At 66.7% G+C, this 19,839-nt stretch carries 17 protein-coding genes and 1 pseudogene; 5 read left to right on the top strand and 13 right to left on the bottom strand.

Features of this window, described 5'->3' with window-relative positions; genetic code table 11:
• Nucleotides 1-63: 63 nt before the first annotated feature.
• The 3 genes from J2T47_RS21700 to J2T47_RS21710 all read right to left on the bottom strand — a co-directional run bounded on the left by J2T47_RS21700 (nt 64) and on the right by J2T47_RS21710 (nt 2,757).
• Nucleotides 64-411: a cupin domain-containing protein gene (locus J2T47_RS21700; protein WP_253451500.1), complete on the bottom strand. Its 348-nt coding sequence runs from the start codon at nt 409-411 to the stop codon at nt 64-66.
• A 58-nt stretch (nt 412-469) separates the two neighbouring features.
• A complete protein-coding gene (locus tag J2T47_RS21705) occupies nt 470-1,891 on the bottom strand; it encodes an NAD(P)/FAD-dependent oxidoreductase (protein ID WP_253451502.1) in 1,422 nt (473 codons plus the stop codon).
• 113 nt (nt 1,892-2,004) lie between these two features.
• On the bottom strand, nt 2,005-2,757 hold the full coding sequence (locus J2T47_RS21710; RefSeq protein ID WP_437181010.1) for a helix-turn-helix domain-containing protein: 753 nt from the start codon (nt 2,755-2,757) through the stop codon (nt 2,005-2,007).
• 304 nt (nt 2,758-3,061) lie between these two features.
• Between J2T47_RS21710 and J2T47_RS21715 the strand changes: the two genes are divergently transcribed.
• The 3 genes from J2T47_RS21715 (at nt 3,062) to J2T47_RS21725 (ending at nt 9,004) form a co-directional block, all read left to right on the top strand.
• Nucleotides 3,062-4,873, top strand: a complete 1,812-nt coding sequence (locus tag J2T47_RS21715; protein ID WP_253451506.1) for a DUF1302 domain-containing protein — start codon at nt 3,062-3,064, stop codon at nt 4,871-4,873.
• Nucleotides 4,874-4,895: 22 nt separating this feature from the next.
• Entirely contained in the window at nt 4,896-6,266 is a 1,371-nt protein-coding gene (locus tag J2T47_RS21720) for a DUF1329 domain-containing protein (RefSeq protein WP_253451508.1), read from the top strand.
• A 194-nt stretch (nt 6,267-6,460) separates the two neighbouring features.
• A complete protein-coding gene (locus J2T47_RS21725; RefSeq protein ID WP_253451510.1) occupies nt 6,461-9,004 on the top strand; it encodes a LuxR C-terminal-related transcriptional regulator in 2,544 nt (847 codons plus the stop codon).
• Nucleotides 9,005-9,009: 5 nt separating this feature from the next.
• On the opposite strand, the gene J2T47_RS21730 is transcribed toward J2T47_RS21725, so the two are convergent.
• Nucleotides 9,010-9,819 (bottom strand): SirB1 family protein, encoded by an 810-nt coding sequence (locus J2T47_RS21730; RefSeq protein WP_253451515.1) that lies wholly within the window; start codon nt 9,817-9,819, stop codon nt 9,010-9,012.
• A gap of 155 nt (nt 9,820-9,974) precedes the next feature.
• Here J2T47_RS21730 and J2T47_RS21735 point away from each other — a divergent pair, with 155 nt between their 5' ends.
• Entirely contained in the window at nt 9,975-10,994 is a 1,020-nt protein-coding gene (locus J2T47_RS21735) for a Glu/Leu/Phe/Val dehydrogenase family protein (RefSeq protein ID WP_253451516.1), read from the top strand.
• A 16-nt stretch (nt 10,995-11,010) separates the two neighbouring features.
• On the opposite strand, the gene J2T47_RS21740 is transcribed toward J2T47_RS21735, so the two are convergent.
• The 9 genes and pseudogenes from J2T47_RS21740 to J2T47_RS21780 all read right to left on the bottom strand — a co-directional run bounded on the left by J2T47_RS21740 (nt 11,011) and on the right by J2T47_RS21780 (nt 19,131).
• Nucleotides 11,011-11,859, bottom strand: a complete 849-nt coding sequence (locus J2T47_RS21740) for a sulfotransferase family protein (RefSeq protein ID WP_253451520.1) — start codon at nt 11,857-11,859, stop codon at nt 11,011-11,013.
• Nucleotides 11,860-11,885: 26 nt separating this feature from the next.
• A complete protein-coding gene (locus tag J2T47_RS21745; RefSeq protein WP_253451522.1) occupies nt 11,886-12,998 on the bottom strand; it encodes a DegT/DnrJ/EryC1/StrS family aminotransferase in 1,113 nt (370 codons plus the stop codon).
• A gap of 19 nt (nt 12,999-13,017) precedes the next feature.
• Nucleotides 13,018-13,923, bottom strand: a complete 906-nt coding sequence (locus J2T47_RS21750) for a Gfo/Idh/MocA family protein (protein ID WP_253451524.1) — start codon at nt 13,921-13,923, stop codon at nt 13,018-13,020.
• Complete coding sequence (locus J2T47_RS21755; protein ID WP_253451526.1) at nt 13,920-15,359, bottom strand: glycosyltransferase; 1,440 nt, start codon at nt 15,357-15,359, stop codon at nt 13,920-13,922. Before J2T47_RS21755 ends, J2T47_RS21750 begins: the two co-directional genes overlap by 4 nt.
• Nucleotides 15,352-16,188 (bottom strand): 3-keto-5-aminohexanoate cleavage protein, encoded by an 837-nt coding sequence (locus J2T47_RS21760; protein ID WP_253451527.1) that lies wholly within the window; start codon nt 16,186-16,188, stop codon nt 15,352-15,354. The genes J2T47_RS21755 and J2T47_RS21760 overlap by 8 nt, the downstream gene beginning before the upstream one ends.
• Before the next feature lie 43 nt (nt 16,189-16,231).
• A pseudogene (locus J2T47_RS29505) lies at nt 16,232-16,384 on the bottom strand (DapH/DapD/GlmU-related protein); the annotation flags it as partial.
• 307 nt (nt 16,385-16,691) lie between these two features.
• Entirely contained in the window at nt 16,692-18,056 is a 1,365-nt protein-coding gene (locus J2T47_RS21770; RefSeq protein ID WP_253451528.1) for an ABC transporter ATP-binding protein, read from the bottom strand.
• A 256-nt stretch (nt 18,057-18,312) separates the two neighbouring features.
• Entirely contained in the window at nt 18,313-18,579 is a 267-nt protein-coding gene (locus tag J2T47_RS21775; protein ID WP_017519065.1) for a YebG family protein, read from the bottom strand.
• Nucleotides 18,580-18,849: 270 nt separating this feature from the next.
• Nucleotides 18,850-19,131 (bottom strand): DUF3509 domain-containing protein, encoded by a 282-nt coding sequence (locus J2T47_RS21780; RefSeq protein ID WP_253451530.1) that lies wholly within the window; start codon nt 19,129-19,131, stop codon nt 18,850-18,852.
• Nucleotides 19,132-19,300: 169 nt separating this feature from the next.
• Between J2T47_RS21780 and J2T47_RS21785 the strand changes: the two genes are divergently transcribed.
• Nucleotides 19,301-19,780: a phosphate-starvation-inducible protein PsiE gene (locus J2T47_RS21785; protein WP_253451532.1), complete on the top strand. Its 480-nt coding sequence runs from the start codon at nt 19,301-19,303 to the stop codon at nt 19,778-19,780.
• Nucleotides 19,781-19,839 lie beyond the last annotated feature (59 nt).

Raw genomic sequence — 19,839 nt, forward strand, 5'->3', positions numbered from 1 at the left:
CAGGTGTCGACTGGCAACGAGTGAGGCCCGAGCGCCGGGCCTTCCCATCATGCCAATCAGTGATCAGTCGCGCTCGATGATCACGTAGGTCTTGCGCGTGGTTTCCTGGATGTCCCAGATGCCCAGGCTGTTCTGCGGCAGCAGGAAGGCGTCGCCGGCCTGGAAGGCGATCGGTTCGCCGCCGTCCGGGGTGAAGGTGCCGCGGCCAGCGATGAAGTGGCAGAACTCCTGCTCGACGATCTGGCGGCGCCAGCGGCCCGGGGTGCATTCCCAGATGCCGGTTTCCACGCGGTCGGTGCGCTCGATGGACTCCACGCGGGTTTCCGAGATCGGCTCGCCCAGGGGCACGGCCACCGGGTTGGCTTCGCCGAGTTGGGCGTGCAGGGTGTCTTTCAGGTGGGTCAGTTTCATACGGGGCTCCAGTGGGCTTTCTGTTCGGGGACTGACGGTCAGGAAGCAGGTCGGCGCTTCAGCCGACCTTCCAGGTCATCAGGTTTTCCATGCTGGCGGCGACCTTCTCGGCCAGCCGGCGGCGCCAGGGCGCGCTGTGGGGGTTGGCCAGCACATCGTCCTCGTGCACGAAGCTGCGGATGATGGCGTTGTAGCCCAGCCAGCGGCAGGGTTCGGGTTCCCAGCCGCGCAGGCCGTCCTGCACGCTGCGGTCGTTGATGACCCAGGGCTGGCGGGTGAGGGCGCTGTCCTGGCCGAGGATCAGGTCGGCCAGGGTGCGGCCGCCCAGGTTGGTGGCGCCGACGCCTTCGCCGCCGTAGCCGCCGGCGAGGGCGATGCCGTTGCGACGGTCGATCAGCATGTGCGGGTGGAAGCGCCGCGACATGCCCAGGTTGCCGCCCCAGGTGTGGGTGATGCGCACGTCCTTGAGTTGCGGGAACAGTTCGCTGAACAGGTAGCGGCGCAGGCCGACTTCATCCTCGGTCAGGCTGAAATCATTGCGCAGCTTGCCGCCGAAGCGATAGCCGCCGCGGGCGCCGAACGCCAGGCGGTTGTCCGGGGTGCGCTGGCCGTAGGTGACCTGGCGGCTGAATTCGCTGAAGGCCTGGCCCTTGTCGAGACCGATCTCGGCCCACACCGATTCGGGCAGCGGCTCGGTGGCCACCAGCAGGCTCTGTACCGGCAACTGGTAATTGCCCAGCGGCGGCAGGTCGGCAGCGTAGCCTTCGATGGCCGGCACGATCCAGTGAGCCTTCAGCTCGCCCTGGTCGGTGCGCAGCAGGCCGGGCGCCCAGTGGGTGACGCGGCTCTTCTCGAAAATCTGCGTGCCCTGGCGTTCCACGGCGCGGGCCAGGCCGCGGACCAGCTTGGCCGGGTCGATGGTGGCGCAGTGCGGGGTGTGGATGGCGCCCAGCGAGCTGGGAATGCGCAGCTGTTCGTCCAGCTCGCTCTTGCTCAGCCAGCGGTAGTCGTCCTCCGTCAGGCCTTCGGCGTGCAGGTGGGCGAGGTATTCGCGCAGGCGGGTTTCCTGCTCCGGGTAGCGCGCGGCGGTGTAGAGCACGCCGGCCTTGCGGTAGTCGCAGTCGATGCCTTCGCGGTCGAGCACGCGGGCCACTTCGTCGGGGATGTCGTGCAGCAGGTCGTAGGAGGCGCGGCGCTGTTCGGGCGACAGGCCGGCCAGCAGGCGGTCTTCGCCGAGCATGTTGCCCATCAGCCAGCCGCCGTTGCGGCCCGAGGCGCCGAAGCCGGCGGTCTCGGCCTCGACGATGGCGATCTTCAGCTGCGGTGCGCGCAGCTTCAGGTAATAGGCGGTCCACAGGCCGGTGTAACCGGCGCCGGCGATGGCCACATCGACGTCCAGGGTGCCCTGCAGGGATGGCCGCGGGACGAGATCATCGTCCAGCTGGTTCATCCACAGACTGATATGACGCCATGCCGACATAGACGACTCCGAAAGGAAGAAGGGGGAATGTCGGCAAGCCTAGATTTGGCGCGGGGTTCTGTCGTGCGCGCGGGTACGCGAGGATTGCTCGCGTACCCGCCGGCAGGGGCGTATCAGGCCTCCTGCTGTTCCTCGCGCAGGCGCTTCAGGTACTCGCGGGGGGACTGGCCGGTCTGCTGGCGGAAGCAGCGGTAAAAGGCCGAGAGCGAGTTGAAGCCGGCGGAGAAGGCCAGTTCGTCGATGCGCGAGGGCAGCGGCGGGCGCAGCTGGCTGAGCAGGTGGGTCAGGCGCGTCTGGTTGACGTATTGGTAGAAGCTCAGGCCCATCACCTGGTTGAGCAGGTAGGAGATCTGGTTGCGCGTGTAGCCGGTGGCGGTGGCCACCTGGGTCAGGTCGAGGTCCGGCGCGAGGTAGGGCTGGCTCTTGCTGAAATAGTCTTCCAGGTCGCTGGCCAGCTGGCTGAGCTGGCGCGGCGAGAGGCCCAGGCGGCTGGTGGCCGGACGCGGATCGATGGCCTGCGGGCGGCTCTCGCCACCTTCGCGCACCACCGAGGCGTACTCGTTGATGCGCCAGATCAGGCCTTCGCGCACGGTGATCGCTTCGCTGGAATGGAAGGTCGCCAGGCGCCCGCTCAGGGTGACCGCGATGCGGTACTGGATGAAGGCGGTGTCGCCGTCCACGCGGATGCGGTCGATGTGGTCGAGGAACTCTTCCGGACGGCTGGGCATGGTGGCCTGCACGTAGTCGCGCAGGTCGGTGTAGCCCAGGGTGCGGTTCTGGAAGAAGTCGTTGTACTGCACCTGCGGGTGATACAGCGCGAGCACCGCTTCGAGGTCGCGGTGCTTCCAGCACTGGTGGTAGCGCAGCACCACCTCGCGGGTCTGCTCGGTCAGGTGACTGTCGGTCGGGCGTTGGTCGATGGCTTGCATAGGCGGCTAAGGATGCCCCAGACAGCGCTTCTCGGGTAGTGGCAAAGCACCTGTCGGGCGCAAGGCACTATCCATCGTCTCGATGATCCGTCATCGCCTGCACCAATATCGCCCGCCGGAGCCCGTCCCAGAGGGGGGATTCACTCTTTCGGGCGACACGCCAAATACCACCTTGGAGCGCTTACTCCCCGTCAGGTCGCTCAGTAGGGTGTAGCCACCTAGACACCGTCAGGAGAGCCGCATGACAACAAAAACAAGGCGCGGATTCTTCCAACCGCAACTACTCGCCACCGCTGTTGCCCTGGGATGCGCCACCCAGGCTCAGGCAGTCAACTTCAATATCGGGGAGATCGAAGGACAGTTCGATTCCAGCCTGTCCGTCGGGGCCAGTTGGAGTACCCAGAGTCCGAAGCAGGATCTGATCGGTGCCGCCAATGGCGGCCACGGCATGACCCAGACCAACGACGACGGCCGGCAGAACTTCCGCAAGGGTCACACCTTCTCGAAGATCTTCAAGGGTATTCACGACCTGGAGCTGAAGTATGGGGACTTCGGCGTCTTCACCCGTGGCAAGTACTGGTATGACTTCCGCCTGAAGGACGAAGGCGTAGCCTTCAAGGATCTTTCGGACGACGGCCGCAAGGAGGGCGCCAAGGCTTCCGGGGCACAGCTGCTCGACGCGTTCGGCTACTACAACTACGCCATCGCCGACATGCCGGGCACCGTGCGCCTGGGCAAGCAGGTGGTCAGCTGGGGTGAAAGCACCTTCATCGGCAACAGCATCAACACCATCAACCCCATCGACGTTTCTGCCTTCCGCCGCCCCGGTTCGGAAATCAAGGAAGGCCTGATTCCGGTGAACATGCTCTACCTGTCGCAGAGCGTGACCGACTCGCTGTCGGTGGAAGGCTTCTACCAGCTGGAGTGGGACCAGACAGTACTCGACAACTGCGGCACCTTCTTCTCCACCACCGACGTCGCCGCCGACGGTTGCAACACCAACTACAACATCCTCGATCCGGCCACCGTCAACTCGCTGAACGCACCGGCAACCAAGGCCCTGCTCAACTCCCTGGGCGTCACCGTGACTCCCGAAGGCCTGATGGTGCCGCGCGGCGCCGACCAGGATGCACGCGACTCGGGACAGTGGGGCCTGGCCCTGCGCTGGTTGGGCGATGATGTGGAATATGGCGCCTACGCCATGAACTACCACAGTCGCACGCCGATCGTGAGCATGAAGAACGCCGGCACTGCCGACATCGGCAACGTCCTGCGCGCGCTCAGCGTGCCCGGGGGCGCCGCGCTGGCGCAGCCGCTGCTGCTCGGTCGTGGCAACTACTTCCTGGAATACCCCGAAGACATCCGCCTGTATGGCCTGAGCTTCTCCACCACCCTGCCCACCGGCACGGCGTGGAACGGCGAGATCAGCTACCGGCCGAACATGCCGCTGCAGCTCAACACCACCGACCTCACTCCGCTGCTTGCCACCACCGTAGTCGGCGGCTTCACCAGCGGCGGCGCGGCTGGCGCCTTGGCCACGGCGAACCAGGTCAGCCACGGTTACGTCCGCAAGGAAGTGACGCAGGCGCAGACCACCTTCACCCACTTCTTCGACCAGACCATGGGCGCCGACCGCGTCACCCTGGTGGGCGAAGTCGGCGTGACCTACGTCGGCGGCATGACCAACGAAGTCGGCGAGCGCTACGGTCGCGACTCGGTCTACGGCGTCCCGGAGAATGCCACCGCGCGTAACGAGTACGGCAGCGGCGGCTTCTATACCTCGTCCTCCTGGGGTTACCGCGCCCGCGCCATCTGGGACTACAACAACGTCTTCGCCGGGGTGAACCTCAAGCCCAACCTTGCCTGGTCCCATGACGTGAATGGTTACGGCCCGGTCTTCAACGAAGGCAGCAAGGCCGCCAGCATCGGTCTGGATGCGGACTACCAGAACACCTACACCGCGAGCCTGAACTACACGAACTTCTTCGGCGGCGATTACAACACCATCGTCGACCGTGACTTCGTATCGCTCAGCTTCGGCGTGAACTTCTGACCTGCCTGCTCAAGGAATCGACATGAGAACGACAAGAATCCTCCAATGCGGCGCGCTGGCCCTGAGCCTGCTGTCCTGCGGCGTGATGGCGGCGGTGTCCGCCGACGAAGTGGCGAAGCTGGGCACCAGCCTGACGCCCATGGGCTCGCAGAAGGAAGGCAATGCCGACGGCAGCATCCCGGCCTGGACCGGGGGCATCTCCCGCACCGCCGGCAAGCTGGACGCCAAGGGCTTCCTTTCCAACCCGTTCGCCGACGAGAAGCCGCTGTTCACCATCACCGCGCAGAACGTCGACCAGTACAAGGACAAGCTTTCCGCCGGCCAACTGGCGATGTTCAAGCGCTACCCGGATACCTACAAGATCCCGGTGTACAAGACCCACCGCACCTTCGCACTGCCTGACGACATCTACGCGGCCATCAAGCGCAGTGCGGAGTTCGTCCAGCCGATCAACGACGGCAATGGCCTGGAGAACTTCGAGAAGAGCCGCTACTACGCCTTCCCGCTGCCCCAGAACGGCGTGCAGGCGCTGTGGAACCACCTGACCCGTTACCACGGCGGCAACATCTCCCGCTCGGTGGTGCAGGTGGTGCCGCAGACCAACGGCAGCTACACGCCGATCCGCTTCGAGGAATCGATCGCGGTGCCGCAGAACATGGGGGACCAGGATGTCAGCAAGACCGGCAACATCCTCACCTACTTCAAGCAGCAGGTAACGGCTCCGGCGCGCCTGGCCGGTAACGTCCTGCTGGTGCACGAGACCCTGGACCAGGTGAAGGAGCCGCGCCTGGCGTGGATCTACAACGCCGGCCAGCGCCGCGTGCGCCGCGCCCCGCAGGTAGCGTACGACGGCCCGGGCACTGCCTCGGACGGCCTGCGCACCTCGGACAACTACGACATGTTCTCCGGCGCCCCGGACCGTTACGACTGGAAACTGGTGGGCAAGCGCGAGATGTACATCCCGTACAACAGCTACCACCTGAACTCGCCGGAGCTCAAGTACGACGATATCGTCAAGCCGGGCCACATCAACCAGGACCTGACCCGCTACGAACTGCACCGCGTGTGGGAAGTGGTGGGCACCCTGAAGTCGGGTGAGCGCAACATCTACGGCCAGCGCCACTTCTACCTCGACGAGGACAGCTGGCAGATCGCGGTGTCCGAGCTGTACGACGGTCGCGGCCAACTCTGGCGCGTTGGCGAAGGCCATGAGATGACCTTCTACACCGAACTCGCCACCGGCTACGCCGCCGAATCGCTGTACGACATCCTCGCCGGCCGCTACGTGACCTTCGGCCTGAACAACGAAGAGAAGCGCGGCTACCAGTTCGGCAACAAGGCCACCATGGCCGACTTCACCCCGGCGGCACTGCGCAACACCGGCGTACGCTGAAGTAACACCCCGCTCCTTGGCCCCGGCATCCCCTGTGGATGCCGGGTTTCTTTTTTCTGCCGTCGGCACGCTGCGCTGCCTCTGCCCGGGCCGGAGGGCGGCCTGCGCTATACCACTCCATGAATCTGGCTGATGGTCCTTTGCCCGCCCCGCCCGGCGGCATAGTCTGGCCCGCAAATGGCCGGAAGAAGCCCATGTCGACAATCGCCCTGCACAGTCTTGCACAGCATGGTGCGGCGCTGCCTCGCCTGCCCCGCCAGCACCTGCCCCGCGAACGGCTGCATGCCAGCCTGAGCGCCACCGAGTGTCGCCTGCGCCTGCTGGTGGCGCCGCCCGGCTGTGGCAAGACGGTGCTGATGAGCGAGTGCGCGCGCCTGGCGCCAGCTGGCACCCGCGTGGTCTGGCTGGGCCTGGGCGGTCGGGCGCTCGAACCCGAACAGTTCTGCGAGCGTCTGGGCGAGGCGCTGGGCGTGCCCTGGTCGGGCGAAGCGGCCCTGGCGGCCTGGCTGGAAAACGCCAGCGAGCCGGTCTGGCTGATGCTCGACGACTATCCCCGCGCGCCCGATCCCGCCCTCGACGACTGCTTCGATCGCCTGCTCGCCGTGGCCTCGCCGCAGATCGGCTGGTGGCTGGCGAGCCGCCGCCGCCCGGCCTGCAACCTCACCCGCCTGCTGCTCGAAGGCGAGTTGCTGGAGCTGGGCGCAAGCGCTCTGGCACTGACCCAGTACGAACTCGATGCCTACCTGCAGACCGCCGGCCTGGAATGGCCGCAGGCCCAGCGCCAGGCGCTGCAGGATGCGACCCATGGCTGGTTCGCTGGCGTGCGCCTGCGCCTGCTCAGCCTGGGAGCTGAACCTATCGCGCCCTGCGCCACCCAGGTGGCCGAGACCGGCAACGGCCTGCTGCAGGACTACCTGCAGCGCGAAGTCCTGGCGAGCCTGCCGGCGGAGCTGGCAGAAACCCTTTGCGGCCTGGCGCAGGTCGCCCGCTTCAACCGCGAACTCTGTGCTTACCTGTTCGACGAACCCGGCCTGGGGTTGGACGGCCTGCAGGACTGGGGCGTGCTGATCGAGGCGGTGGACAACACCCAGCACTGGTTCCAGGTGGCCCCCATGGTCGCGGAGGTGCTGGCGAGCCTGTCGCGCTGGCCGGCGGCGACCCTGCACCGGCGCGCCTGCCAGTGGTTCACCCAGTGCGGGGAAATCCACTCGGCGTTCGAGCATTCGCTGTACGCCGAGCAGCCGGACGTTTCCGCCAGCCTGCTGCAACGCCTGACCGAGGAGCAATTGCTGCATGGGCGCAACGTCGAGCGTGTGCTGCAACTGCGCGAGTCGCTGCCCGAGGAGCTGCTGTGCAGCACACCACGCCTGCTCATTCTCAACGCCTGGACGCTACTGTTCGTCGGCCGCCTGGATGACGTGGAAGCACTGCTGACCGGCTTCGACCGCTTCCTGCCGATGCCCGGTGAACACCGCCAGCGCGCGCTGATCGCCCAATGGCAGGGCCTGAGCGGCATGCTCACCCATGGCCGCGGCCTGCCCGGCTCCCGCGAGCAGCTGCGCGAAGCCCTGCAGCACCTGCCCGAGGAGGCCTGGGCGCAAACCCTGATCTGCCTGTCCGCGCTGACCCAGCAGGCCCAGGCCGAGGGGCGCCTGGCCGAGGCACGACTGATCAACCGCGAGGCGCTGCGGCGCGCACGCCTGCAAGGCAGCACCACCTTCGAAGCGCTGCTGGAACTGGACCGCGCCCAGTGGCTGGAGCAGCGCGGCGAGCTGCAGCGTGCCGATGCGCTGCTGGCGCGGGTGCAGGAATACCTCGACGAGATGCGCATCACCTGCAACGCCATGGCTGGCCGCGTGGCCCTGCGCCGGGGCTGGCTGTGCCTGCGCCAGGGGCGTGACGAGGAGGCCCGGGAGCTGTTCATCGCCGGTCTCAATGAAACCCGGCGCAGTCACGACCCTAGCCTGATCTACGGTTTTACCGGCATGGCCTGGCTGGACGCAGTGGACGGAGATACGGACGGCGCCTTCAGCCGTCTGCTGGAAGTCGAGCGGCTGATGCAACTGCAGCATGTTCCCGAGCCGATCTACCGCGGGCCGCTGCTGCTGGCCAGTGGCGCGCTGAACCTGCGGCAGAACCGTGCGGGGCCGGCGCGGGAAGTCCTGCAGCGCGTGGCCTCGCGATATCGCACCGACCGCCTCTGCCCGCCGGCGGCGGCGCCGGACCAGATACTGCGAGTCGAACACCATTTGGCGCTGGCCGAACTCTATGACGGCGACGTGGACGCCGCCCTGCAGCGCTTGCTGGCGATGCTCCCGGACCTGCTGCGCCAGGGGCGCAACACCCTGGCGTGCGACGTCTGGCTGGGGCTGGCCGAGGCGCACTTCATCGCCGGCAGCCTGGAAGAGGCGCGCAGTGCGCTGGACCAAGGGGTCTCCCTGGCCCAGCGCTTCGGCCTGCTCTCGACCCTGCGCGACACCCAGCGCCGCCAGCCCGGCCTGTTCGGCCTGCGCCCGCACTCCGGTGAGATGGCCCCGCACAACCTGCTGAGCCTGCGCGAGCTCTCGGTACTGGAGCTGATCGCCCGAGGCTGCTCGAACCTGGAAATCGGCGAGCGGCTGTATATCTCCCTGCACACGGTGAAGACCCACGCGCGCCGGATCAACGGCAAGCTCGGCGTGGAGCGCCGCACCCAGGCGGTCGCGCGGGCGAAGGAGCTCGGCCTGCTGAAGGTCTGAGGCTGCTAGTGCAGCGCCTTGGGCGGCACGCTGATCTCGGCCAGGCGCTGGGCCAGGCGCATCTGCTCGGCGGGATCGTCGCTGAGCAGCATGGCGCGCTCCAGGTCGTAGCGCTCCGCCTGCGGGCAATCCAGCACGTGGTAGAGGTCGGCGCGGGCGAGGTGATCGCCGGCACTGGGCGCTCCCAGTTCCAGTACGCGCTGGGCATCCTTCAGCGCCGCCAGCGGTTCCCCGGCGGCCAGGTGCAGGTGGCGCAGATTGCGCGACAGGCGCTGCAGCATGTCGGCAGCGCTGGCGGTGCGCAGGTGCTCGGCGGACAGTGCGGCGTTGGCGCCCATCTGCCGTGCCAGCAGGTCACGGCAGTCGCGGGTATAGAGGCGGCGGCCGGTGGCGGGGTCGAGCAGATGATCGGCGCCGGGTACGCGCAGCAGGAAACGTCCGGGGAAGTTCACGCCGACCAGGGTAATGCCGTTGCGCCGTGCCATCTCCAGGGCAATCAGCGCGAGCGACAGCGGCTGGCCATGGCGGCGCTGCAATACCTGGGGGAGCAGGGCGGCGCGCGGGTGCAGCGGGTACTCGTCGTCCTCGGCGAAACCCAGCTCGCTCAGCCGGCGCAGCAGGAACTGCGCGCGCTCCGCATCGCCGATGCCCTGGGGCAGGGCCACAGCGACCTGGTGCGCAAGCGAGTCGAACAGCCGCAGGGCCTGCTCCGGCGGCAGGTGCGGTTCGTGCTCGGCGGCGATCCACAAGGCCGCTTCGAACAGGGCGGGCGGGTCCTGGGCAAGACAGGCAAGACAGGCTTGACGCGGGTCCATGGCGTTCTCCGGCTGACCCTGCGGTTGTAACCGGAGCGCCGGGCACTCGTCCAGTGGTACGGTCGTCGCCCGTGAAGGTGTTGTGACAGGCGCTGCCTATACTGAAGGGGGTCCGCCTGCGGACCGCCGTCCACCCCCAGCAAGGGAGCGCCGCCATGTTCGACATGATGGAAGCCACCCGGCTCGAGTCGCTGCATCTCTTCCAGGACCCGGCCACGGGACTCAAGGCCATCATCGCCATCCACAACTCCCGCCTCGGCCCTGCGCTGGGAGGGTGCCGCTATCTGCCCTACCCCAGCGACGCTGCGGCGCTGCGCGATGCCGCGCGCCTGGCCCAGGGCATGAGCTACAAGGCGGCGCTGGCCGGCCTGCGTCAGGGCGGCGGCAAGGCGGTGGTCCTGCGCCCCCCGCACGTCAACAATCGTGGCGAACTCTTCGAAGCCTTCGGCCGTGCGATCGATTCCCTGGGCGGCGCGTACATCACGGCGGTGGACAGCGGTACCTCCAGTGCCGACATGGACTGCATCGCCCAGTTCACCCGCCATGTCACCAGCACCACCCATGGTGGCGACCCTTCACCGCACACCGCCCTCGGTGTGTTCGCGGGCATCCGCGCCAGCGCCCAGGCGCGCCTGGGCAGCGATGACCTGGACAGCCTGCGCGTGGCGATCCAGGGCCTGGGCAATGTGGGCTACGCGCTGGCCGAACACCTGTCGGCCGCGGGGGCGGAGTTGCTGGTCAGCGATATTGACGCCGGCAAGGTGCAACTCGCCGTCGAGCAACTGGGGGCCCGCCCGGTGCCCAACGAAGCGCTGCTCACCACGCCTTGCGACATCCTGGCGCCCTGCGGGCTGGGTGGCGTGCTGACGTCGAACGTCGTCGGCCACCTGCGCTGTGCCGCCGTGGCCGGGGCGGCCAATAACCAACTGGCGCACCCGGACGTCGCCGATGAGCTGGAGGGACGGGGCATCCTTTACGCGCCGGATTACGTGATCAACTCCGGCGGGTTGATCTACGTCGCCCTGCAACATCAGGGCGAGTCCTTGCCGACCATCACCGCGCATCTGTCGCGCATTGCCGAGCGCCTGACCGAGGTCTATGCCCACGCCCAGGCCGATCACCGTTCGCCGGCGCGCATCGCTGACGTGCTGGCCGAGCGGATTCTCTACGGGTAGGCGGGCCGAAGCCGGTTCAGTCGAACTCTGCCAGCAACGCGCCGCCTGCTCGCTTGCAGGCGGCTTGTTGCGCGGGGCTGAGCTGGTGACGCCAGACGTCGAGGCGGCTGGTGTCCGGCGGCAGGGTCGTGCGCCACTGCTGGTGCAGGCGTTGCTCCTTGCTGACCAGCAGCTGGCCATTGCTTTGAAAGCGAGCCTGGTGCTCTTCGAGGCGAGCGGCCGAACCCAGGTGGTAGTCGAGCATCGCCGGATGGAAGTCGAGTTCGATGAACTCGCAGATGCGCCTGATCTGTGTTCGGGGCTCGTTGAGCAACTGGTCGTAGCGCACTTCGAGATAGGGCAGGCCCTGCCCCTGCTGGCGAGCATCGCCGATCAACTGCGCCCAGCGCGCTGTCAGCAGTTCCGGTTCGCGCTCGGGAGCGAACCAGGTCCGCCCCCAGGATAAGGCGACGTCTCGACCATCGCGCAGGATATGGATGAACCGGGCTTCCGGTAACTGCTCGGCGACAGTGCGCATGTGTTGCAGGTAGGAGGGCGTCTTGTCGCCGAAGCGGGATTTTCCCAGGCGCGCGGCGTAGAGGCTGTAGAACAGCCGCAGCACCTGCGCGAGGTCAGCCGGTTCTGGCAGACGGGCCGCGGCATCGATGAAGTGGTCCGCGTCCAGCGCGAAGTCGGCCCAGGCCGGAGCGGACTCTGGCAGCAGAGTCAACTGCCGGGCCAGTTCGGCGGCCGGAGCTGGATTGTGCAACAGGGCTGCGTTGAGCAGGAAGCCGGTTTCCGGAGGAATCGCCAGCTGTGGGTGCGCATCGAGAATGAAGCGCAGCAATGTCGTGCCCGAGCGTGGCACGCCAACAATGACCGGCATGGGCCGGGAGTCTTGTGGTTGTCCACTCACCGCAATAGTCCCTCGAGCAGCACATCGACGACGCGCTCCTGCGCCGTTTCTGTCAGGGTGGGGTAGAGCGGCAGGCACAGCACCTGACGGGATGCCTGCTCAGCGTTGGGCAGGGCTTCATGGCGGCAACGGTTGGCGAAAGCAGGTTGCCGGTGGGCGGGCGTCGGGTAGTGGACGGCTACCTGGATACCTGCCTTGCGCAGATGTTCGGCGAGGCGGTCACGTTCCTCGAGGCGCACGGCATACTGGGCGTAGACCGAGCTTGCACCGGCCAGCATCCCCTGACGCCGCAGGCGGTTGTCGGCTTCGGCCAGTCCCAGGTCGTAGCGTCGCGCTATCGCCTGCCGACGGGCCAGCTGTTCCGGCAGGCGTCCAAGGGCCACCAGCAGTGCACAGCACGACAACGCATCCAGCCGTCCGTTGGTACCCACCGAACTATGCAGGTACTTGGCGGACTGGCCGTGATCGCGGGCCTCGCGAATGCGCTGGGCGAGCTGCTCGTCCTGGGTGAACAGGGCGCCGCCCTCGCCAGCGCCGCCGAAGGGTTTGGTGGGGAAGAAACTGGTGCAGCCGATGTCGGCCAGGCCGCCACTGCGTCGGCCGTGAAGCGTCGCGCCGTAGCTCTGTGCGGCATCCTCGATGACCCGCAGGCCGTGCTCGCGGGCCAGCGCATTGAGCGCGTCGAAGTCGGCCGGCTGTCCGAACAGCGAGACGGCGATGATCGCCCGGGTGCGCGGGCCGATCAGCCGGGCGCAGGACTCGATGTCGATATTGAGCGTCTCGGCATGGATATCGGCCAGCACCGGTGTGGCGCCCTGTAGCAGGACGGCTTCGATGGGAGCGGCGAAGGTGAACGCCGGCACTATCACTTCGTCGCCCGGGCCGATGTCCAGGGCCATCAGCGCCAATTGCAGGGCCATGGTCCCGGAGCTGCAGGTGAGGGCGTGGGCGACACCGCAGTCGGCCTCCAGGAGCCGCTGCAGCTCCTGCACTTCGGGGCCCATGATGAAATGCCCATGCTCGAACAGGCGGGCTACCCTCGCCAGCACTTCGTCCTTCAGCGGCTGCCAGTCGGCCACCAGGTCGATGAAGGGAACCGCAGTCGTCATTCGTTGCTCCGGGAATAAATCACAGTACGGTTTCTGCCCTCTGGCAGCCAGTGCGGATGCGTTCACCCAGCAGGACCGCTTCCAGGGCCTGGCTGCCCAGGGCGATGGGCGAGGGCTCGCCGCGCAGCGCCATCAGGAAGGCCTGTGCCTGCCGTGTCAGGGCGTCCGGCTCGTGGCTGGCGTAGCGTACGTCCAGGTCGATTACCCGGTTCGCCAGGTCACCCTCGTAGAGTCTTACCTGGCGCTGCCGGCGGTCGCTTTCACGGCACGCGGTCAGGTTCACCCGGCGACCGTTGGCGTAATTCAATTGGCAGCGGACGTGCGACAGTTGGCCGTCCTGCCGGCGCCATTCGAGCAGGCGCAGCTCTTCCTCGGGAGCCCCGAGGGTATCCAGCAGCCAGTCGAGGTCATGGATCATCAGGTCCTGCACCACGTCGCTGTCGCCGCGCGGCGAGCCGGGTGGAGGAGGGGCCGCGCGTATCACCTCGACGCAGGGCGCATGACCGGAGAGCGCGCTGCGTGCCAGGTGCAGAGCGGGGTTGAAGCGTTCGCTGTGGCCCACGGCGAGGAGTGCGCCGCTGTGCCGGCTGGCGTCGATCAGTTGCCGGCAGCCGGTGAAAGTCAGCGCCAGGGGCTTCTCCACCAGACAATGGATGCCAGCTTCGAGCAGGGGCAGGGCGCTGTCGACATGCTGGTCGCTGGGCGTGGCGATGACCGCAGCGTCCACCCGGCCCAGCAGTGCCCTGGCGTTATCGAAGCAGGTCATGCCCTGGGCCGTCGCCCAGGCGATCTGCCCGGGGTCGCAGTCCACCAGCGTAGTGAGCCGGACATCGGGCAGGCGCTGCCAGGCCGCGCAGTGCAGGCGGCCCATCTTGCCGAGACCGACGACCGCAATGCGCAATGGCTTATCGGGAGCTGTGCTCATCCTCTGCGCAACCATCGCCTGAGGCTCCGGTAGGGGGCGAGGGCACGCCAGGCGCGCGAGTCGAGAAGTTCGGCAAGGTCGGACTCGGTCTTGCGCAGGCGCTGCTCCTGCGCGGTTGCCTGGTGCTGCCACTGCTGATTGCGCAGCTCCCATTCCGACAGTTGGCTCTGCAACTGCCGGTTGTGCTGTTCCTGCTCGGCGAGCATCGCCTGTAGTTGCTGGTGCTGCTGCTCCTGTTCGGCCATCCGGGCCTGCAAGTGCTGGCTGTGCTGCTCCTGCGCGGCCTGTTGCGCGCCGCAGCCCTGTAGGTGTTCGTTGAGCTGGCGGAGCTGCCCTTCGGCGTGGGTGAGGCTTTGCTGCAGCTGCCCGGCATGGTGTGCGGTCTGGTACTGGCTCTTGAGGGTCGGCGCGAGCCAGCGCAGATAGGCGGCTCCCGCTCGCAGCTGGGATTCGGGCGTCGAGGTGCCTTTGCCGTTCGCGGACTCATCGATGAGTTGCGCATAGATCTGCAGCCAGCGATCCACCACGCGTTCCATATCGGCATCCTGGCGAATCCAGTCGCTGACCCGACGTGCGTCCTGGCTGTCGTAGCGCTGGATCTGCGCCAGCAGGGTATCTTCGTCCAGCGGCAGGCGCTGCATGCTGCGCACGCCGAAGTTCAGGCGGCGCAGCTCGGCCAGGTTGTCGCTGCGCACCATGCCGGCGAGGCCCACCTGATCGGCAACCATGACCGCGCAGCCGCTGGCCATGGCCTCGATGGCGGCGCGAGCCTTGGCGAACACCAGGTCATAGTTGCCCAGAATCCGGGCCGGTTCCTTGACCGAGTTGCCCGAGCCGCTGCCGACCACATCGACCTGCTCGATGCCCGCGCGATGGCAGGCGTTGCGCATGGCTTCGAGGGCAGGCTGGCCAGCCGCGTAGTTGCTGAAGATCAGTGCGGAGCGTGGACGCTCGGGCAATGCCGGGCGTTGTTTGAAACGCTGCAGATCGACGAAGTTGTACAGCACTTCGCAGCGCTCCGGGGGAATACCCGGTGTCGTCAGCAGACGCTCCAGGCACAGGTCGTCCACGGCCAGGTAACGACCGATGGCGGGCAGAGCCGGAGGAACTTCCTCCCAGGGCAGCCAGCCGTGGCAGATGTACAGGGCCGGCACGCGGGGGAAGTGCAGCATCGCCGTGACCGCATCCAGATGGTGCTGGCCGTGGATGACGTCGGGCGGAGTATTCAGCGCATTCAGGTCGTCGATCACCGGAACGGTGGCCCGCCGCAGCTCCTCGGCGACTTCGCCGAGCTGCGAGCTGTACGCCACGGGCAAGTGGCCGCGGCGCATGAGTGCCAGCGCCAGGTCGCGGACGTAGAGTTCGGAACCGGCACGGCCGCCCAGGGTGTTGTTGGTGATGAGCACACGCAAGGGCTTGAAGGTCGCTTCAGACATGGCGCAGCCCCAGTGCCTGGCGAACCGCGGCGGCGCTGGCCGGACGCAGGTCGAAGTGGGAGGCGAGGTCGATCACGCGGCTGACCATCTGTTCGTTGCTCGCCAGTACGCGGCGCTGCGGATCGAGCCACAGGTAGTCTTCCAGGCCGGTACGGACACCGTTGCCGTAAAGCAGGCCCTGGGTGTTCATCGCCAACTGGCAGGCCCCTACGCCGCCACCGCTCCAGAGAGCGCCCTGCGGCAGTTCGCTGAGCAGCAGCGCCAGCGCGCCTGGCCTGGCCTGCGCGCCCGCCACATTGCCGAGAATGAAGTTGAAGTACAGCGGCGGCTGGATCAGCCCGCGCTCGAGCAGATAGTGCGCGTAATTGAGCATGCCGGCGTCGAACACTTCCAGCTCCGGGCGGATGCCCGCTTCGGCCATGCGCTCAGCCAGGCGCTGGATCATCTCGGGGCTGTTGACACTCGCGCTGCGGCTGAAATTCAGCGAGGAGAGAGTCAGGCTGGCCATGTCCGGTCGCAGGTCGCCGGTGAGCCCGAGCGGATCGGCACGCTGTTCGAACTCGCCGAAATCGCGGCCACTGAGGGAGACGCAGATGACGACTTCAGGATGCACCTCGCGGATGCCGCCGATGATGCGCGCGTAGATCTCCCGCTGATAGGTCGGGCGACCCTGTTCATCGCGTGCATGCAGGTGCAGCATGTTGGCGCCCAGGGCAGCGCAGCGGCAGGCGTCGGCGACTATCTCTTCCACGCTTAGCGGCACATGAGGGCTCATTGCCCGTGTGGGCAGCATGCCGGTGGGAGCCAGATTGAGGATGAATCCTTCCATCGTCGTCTCAGTCGCGCTCGACGGTCACACCGGCGCGGCTGCGCGCGGGGTTGCCGATTACCGTGGCGCCCGCCGGGACGTCCCTGGTGACGACGCTGCCGGCGCCTACCACGGCGTTCTCGCCGATGGTCACGCCCGGCAGGATGACGCTGCCGCCGCCGATCCGTGCGCCCCGGCAGATACGCGGGTAGACCATGGGGCCACCCTTGAGCTTGTCGTTGAGGGTGACCACGTGCGGACCGATGAAGACATCGTCCTCGACCACGACGCCCCGGGTGATGTGGCAGGCGGTCTGGATCGACACGCGTTCGCCGATGCGGCAGTCGCAGATGTTGCAGTGCGAACCGATGGTGACACCGGCGCCGATGCGCGCGCCGCTGTGGATCAGCGTCATCGAGCCGACCCGGCTCTGCGGGCCGATCTCGACGTTGTCCTGCACTTCAGTGAGTGGAGGGTTGTAGAAGCGAACTTCGGGGAAGCGCTGTTCGAGTTCATGCATGGTGTCAGGCGTTCTCGAGTTGGGTTTGGTCCTGCCATTGGCGGACGCTGACCTGGTTGGGCAGGTAGCTCTGGGTGTAGATCCAGCCACGATCGGCCGGCAGAACCTTGAAGGGCAGCGCCACCTCGACGATGTCGTGGAAGACCGCCTGGGCGTGCTTGTCGACGGGTTCGCTGATCGATAGACGCAGACTGTAGTCGCCGTGCATCAGTGGCAGCCGGGTGCGGTATTCGATGCAGTGGATCTCGCCGGGCTGCATGGTCAGCAGGGGCTGCTCGGCGATGAGGAAGTCGGCGCCAATCACCGAGACCAGGTGGCGGTCGCGGACCTTGTAGTTGACTGAAACGGCGGCGCTGCGCAGACACTCGACATGAATGCGGACGATCGCCGGAGCATCGAACTGGAACAGCTCGCTCGGCTCGCCGGAGGCGTCGAGCAACTCCACCAGACGAACGCGACTGTCGCCGGTGCCCTGGCGCCTGCTGATCCAGCGCTGTTCGAAAGCCTGGCAGCGGGCGAGGTAGGCTGCGTCGGTGACCTGGCAGATCGAAGCCGTGCCCTCGGAGGGGGCGGCCGGCTGCGCCAGCACCTGATTCTGGGTCTGGTGGATGTCATGCAGGTAGAGATCGGTGACTTCGCCGCACGGACCTTCTGCCTTGATCCGTCCGGACTCCAGGTAGATGGCACGGCTGCAGATGGCGCGGACGGTGGCAACGTCGTGGCTGACCAGCAGCAGGCTGCCGCCGGCTTCCTGGAAGTTGCGGAACCAGTGCATGCATTTGGCCTGGAAAGCCGCATCGCCCACCGACAGCGCTTCATCGACGATGAGCAGTTCGGGATCGGAGTGAGCGAGCACGGCGAAGGCCAGACGGACATACATGCCGCTGGAATAGGTCTTCACCGGCTGGTCCACGAAGTCGCCGATTTCGGCGAAGGCGATGATCGAGGGCAGTCGCTGTTCGATCGCCTGGCTGCTCATGCCCAGCACGGCGGCGTACAGGCGGACGTTCTCCAGGCCGGTGAACTCGGGATTGAAGCCGACGCCCAGTTCGAGCATGGCACAGACCCGGCCATGCACCTGGACCGCGCCGCCGCCGGGGCTCAGGGTCCCGGCGATGAGTTGCAGCAGGGTCGATTTGCCTGAGCCATTGCGCCCGATGATAGCGACGGCTTCACCGGCATTCAGTGTCAGGTCGATGCCGCGCAGGGCGTGGAACTCGTTGGCGCTGTTGCGTGGACGGCCGCCCAGCCAGCGGGGCCAGGCATGGCTCAGGTCATCGAGGAGGCGATCGCTGGGCTTGGCATACTGCCGGAAACTCTTGCTCAGGGCTGAGCAGCGGATGAGTTCGGCAGCGGGTGCATCATGCATGGTCGGTCGTCCTGATCACGACCACGCGGCGGACATCCGCGCTCCGGCAAGGCCGGCGCGCCGACAGTTCCCGGTGCACGGTGCGTTAAGAATCTTATAGGAATTTTCTTAGCGCATTCTGGCATCAGGGCCAGTACCCGGACAAGCCGCCTTCAGACGCTGGCGGCCCCGTCAGTCGGGAGCTGGGGACGGCAGGCGGGGCGATGATCAAGACGGCCTCGCTCATCGCCCGGGTTCAAGCGGCTTGCTCGCCAGCTCACTCTTCGGCGGCAGGCTCGCTGAAGATCTCGCTCAGGGCATCGGGCTGGTTCTTGAAGGCGCGGGCGAAGGCGTCGCGATTCCTCGCCATGAAGATACCGATCTCCTCGACCTGATCCTCTTTCAGCGAAGGCACCGCCTTCTGCAGCACGTCGGCCAGCGTTTCCGCCAGCTCCAGCATCTTGTCGTGCCGGTCGGCTTCTGCCTTATCCATGAACAGGCGCTCCGGATCGCGGCTGCTGCGGTACACCACTTCGACGGCCATTCATCACCTCTGTGCCTTCTCTTTGATTGGGGGAGTTCGAAATTACTGTTCATTTATACAGTAAAATGATCGCGCAATGCTACCGACTCTGTGCGAATCGTTGCCAGCAGCGTAGACGCAGGCAAGGGATGTGCCTGTAGTTGGCCAGTATTGGCGGTGGCCCAAAGCAGTGCGCGCGCCCCGCGGGCGCGCGCAACGCGGCCAGGTGACTGGCGCAATGAATCGTCAGTCAGATGGCTGTGCGGGAACGAATTCTTGCGAGGGGAGGCGTCAGGACGCGATCGGCAGGCCGTTTTCGCCGCGCGTCATGGCAGCCAGCAGTTGCGGCGCCGTGCCGCCTTGCTCGATGGCGATGCCGAAGCGGATGCTCTGGATGAAGCGCTGCAGCTGTTCCGGGTCCTGCAGCTGGGTATGGCGGATCAGCCGGCGCGCGGCGACGCCTGCCTCGGTGGAGAGGGTCAGGACAATGCTGCCGTCGGGCCGTTCAAGGCTGAAATTGACGCGGTACTGGTCCTGGAAGGCGTCGGTCAGCTTCTGAAAGGGACTTTCCATCACTCGTTCCTGCCTGTTTTGTGGCATGCCCCTGAATGGACTCGGGGCTGGCCGAAAAAGTTCGCAGTCATATTCGCGCAGCGCATCTGTGCCATGACTGCGCAAGATCAATGGCGTAGCACTTGCAGGCTTCACGCCAACAAAGCCTTGTATTGCGGAGAACCGACGAATGAAACAGAACTGGGCCGAGCGCCTGAGCGAGCGGATGCACGGCTGTGCCGAGTCACTGGGCAACCTGCTGGTGGAGGGCTTCCACTACCTGGCGCTGTTCGCCATCGGCGGCACGGTGTTCTGGTCGGCGGCGGTGGCTTTCGGCGAGATGGTGGGCAAGGGACACGCGAGCATCGACGACATCCTGCTGCTGTTCATCTACCTCGAGCTGGGCGCCATGGTCGGGATCTACTTCAAGACCAACCACATGCCGGTGCGCTTCCTGATCTATGTGGCGATGACCGCGCTGACCCGCCTGATGATCGCCGATATCCAGCACAACCACGTGCCCGACGACGGCATCATCCTGGTCTCCGTGGCCCTGTTGCTGCTGGCGCTGGCGATCCTGGTGGTGCGCTACGCTTCCTCGCGCTTCCCCTCGCCGAGTTCGCCGCAGCGCGGCGGCGAGCGTGACCTGATCAGCGACGACGAGCGCTGATTGCCCGGCGGCTTCGGTCCAGAGCCGCCGCTCCGCCAGCGGATGCACTACCATCGGTG

The organism is Pseudomonas nitroreducens, from assembly GCF_024170165.1.
In the GTDB taxonomy this organism is placed as follows: Bacteria; Pseudomonadota; Gammaproteobacteria; order Pseudomonadales; family Pseudomonadaceae; genus Pseudomonas; species Pseudomonas nitroreducens_C.

Bases quoted from the DNA above. Each gene is read 5' to 3' on its own strand.
- J2T47_RS21700 (WP_253451500.1), bottom strand. From the start codon at position 411: ATGAAACTGACCCACCTGAAAGACACCCTGCACGCCCAACTCGGCGAA.
- J2T47_RS21705 (WP_253451502.1), bottom strand. From the start codon at position 1,891: ATGTCGGCATGGCGTCATATCAGTCTGTGGATGAACCAGCTGGACGAT.
- J2T47_RS21715 (WP_253451506.1), top strand. From the start codon at position 3,062: ATGACAACAAAAACAAGGCGCGGATTCTTCCAACCGCAACTACTCGCC.
- J2T47_RS21720 (WP_253451508.1), top strand. From the start codon at position 4,896: ATGAGAACGACAAGAATCCTCCAATGCGGCGCGCTGGCCCTGAGCCTG.
- J2T47_RS21725 (WP_253451510.1), top strand. From the start codon at position 6,461: ATGTCGACAATCGCCCTGCACAGTCTTGCACAGCATGGTGCGGCGCTG.
- J2T47_RS21730 (WP_253451515.1), bottom strand. From the start codon at position 9,819: ATGGACCCGCGTCAAGCCTGTCTTGCCTGTCTTGCCCAGGACCCGCCC.
- J2T47_RS21735 (WP_253451516.1), top strand. From the start codon at position 9,975: ATGTTCGACATGATGGAAGCCACCCGGCTCGAGTCGCTGCATCTCTTC.
- J2T47_RS21740 (WP_253451520.1), bottom strand. From the start codon at position 11,859: ATGCCGGTCATTGTTGGCGTGCCACGCTCGGGCACGACATTGCTGCGC.
- J2T47_RS21745 (WP_253451522.1), bottom strand. From the start codon at position 12,998: ATGACGACTGCGGTTCCCTTCATCGACCTGGTGGCCGACTGGCAGCCG.
- J2T47_RS21750 (WP_253451524.1), bottom strand. From the start codon at position 13,923: ATGAGCACAGCTCCCGATAAGCCATTGCGCATTGCGGTCGTCGGTCTC.
- J2T47_RS21755 (WP_253451526.1), bottom strand. From the start codon at position 15,359: ATGTCTGAAGCGACCTTCAAGCCCTTGCGTGTGCTCATCACCAACAAC.
- J2T47_RS21760 (WP_253451527.1), bottom strand. From the start codon at position 16,188: ATGGAAGGATTCATCCTCAATCTGGCTCCCACCGGCATGCTGCCCACA.
- J2T47_RS21770 (WP_253451528.1), bottom strand. From the start codon at position 18,056: ATGCATGATGCACCCGCTGCCGAACTCATCCGCTGCTCAGCCCTGAGC.
- J2T47_RS21775 (WP_017519065.1), bottom strand. From the start codon at position 18,579: ATGGCCGTCGAAGTGGTGTACCGCAGCAGCCGCGATCCGGAGCGCCTG.
- J2T47_RS21780 (WP_253451530.1), bottom strand. From the start codon at position 19,131: ATGGAAAGTCCCTTTCAGAAGCTGACCGACGCCTTCCAGGACCAGTAC.
- J2T47_RS21785 (WP_253451532.1), top strand. From the start codon at position 19,301: ATGAAACAGAACTGGGCCGAGCGCCTGAGCGAGCGGATGCACGGCTGT.